General features: G+C 60.0%; 1 protein-coding gene and 1 pseudogene. Both read left to right on the forward strand.

Annotated elements, in window-relative coordinates:
• Positions 1 to 96: pseudogene (locus tag ACTJJX_RS35130) on the forward strand (Hcp family type VI secretion system effector); the annotation flags it as partial.
• 181 nt (positions 97 to 277) lie between these two features.
• The coding region (locus tag ACTJJX_RS35135; RefSeq protein ID WP_374334245.1) for a hypothetical protein at positions 278 to 390 on the forward strand (113 nt) is incomplete at its 3' end.

Raw genomic sequence — 390 nt, forward strand, 5'->3', positions numbered from 1 at the left:
GAAGACGTGCACTTCACCTACCGCAAGATCACCTGGACCCACGAAGTCTCCGGCACCTCCGGTTCCGACGACTGGCGCTCGCCGGTCGCAGGGTGAGTTGACAGGCACACCGGTCGTACACCTGTACGGCCGGTTCTCCGTCGAGCCGAAAATGTCCGCTACTTCGCGAAATAGACACCGAGCCAAGACTTTCGGCAGCGGCTGAGCAAGAGTAACGTGGGGCTCGCTTCTCCAACGGATGGGGGAGGAACCGCCCGCCAGGAACAAGGAACGATCCATGCGTCAAAGGGACCTGAAATTCACCTTCGTCGTCGGCGAAGGGAAACTCGCGTTCGATGTCGTCGAGTTCGAACTGGAAGAAGCGCTCTGCGAGCCTTTCCGCCTGAACCT

It is taken from the genome of Pseudomonas sp. 22490, from assembly GCF_052044465.1.
Lineage (GTDB): Bacteria > Pseudomonadota > Gammaproteobacteria > Pseudomonadales > Pseudomonadaceae > Pseudomonas > Pseudomonas aeruginosa.